Below are 564 nucleotides of genomic sequence, written 5' to 3' on the forward strand. Positions count from 1 at the left end.
TGCTGTTTCCGCGCCGCGTAGTCATCACCGGGGCCGGCATCGTCAGCTGCCTGGGCAATGATCTGGCAACGGTCAGCGCGAACCTGCGCGCGGGCCGCTCGGGCATCCGCCGCTGCGAGGAATTCGCGGAAGCGGGCCTGCGCAGCCTGGTCGCCGGCGTGCCGGAAATCGACCTCGATGCGCGCATCGATCGCCGCGACCGCCGCTTCATGGGCGATGCCGCGGCCTACGCCAGCGTCGCTCTCGACGACGCCATCGCCATGGCCGGGCTCGCGCCCGGCCAGATCAGCCACCCGCGCACCGGCCTGATCATGGGCTCGGGCGGCGGCTCGCCGGCCCACCAGATCGAAGCCGCCGACACCCTGCGCAGCAAGGGCGTGCGCCGGATCGGGCCCTACCAGGTCACCCGCACGATGGCGTCGACCGTGTCGGCCTGTCTGGCCACGCGCTTCAAGGTGCGCGGCATCAACTACTCGATCAGCTCGGCCTGCGCGACCTCGGCCCACTGCATCGGTGCGGCCGCCCAGCAGATCGCCTGGGGCCTGCAGGACGTGATGTTCGCCG

The 564-nt window shown here is 71.8% G+C and carries 1 protein-coding gene; it reads left to right on the plus strand.

Annotated elements, in window-relative coordinates:
• Positions 1 to 564 (plus strand): beta-ketoacyl synthase N-terminal-like domain-containing protein (locus FLQ44_RS09845; RefSeq protein WP_276607840.1); only part of this gene is annotated, 564 nt, incomplete at both ends.

The sequence above is a fragment of the Vogesella mureinivorans genome (assembly GCF_007644035.1).
Classification (GTDB): domain Bacteria; phylum Pseudomonadota; class Gammaproteobacteria; order Burkholderiales; family Chromobacteriaceae; genus Vogesella; species Vogesella mureinivorans.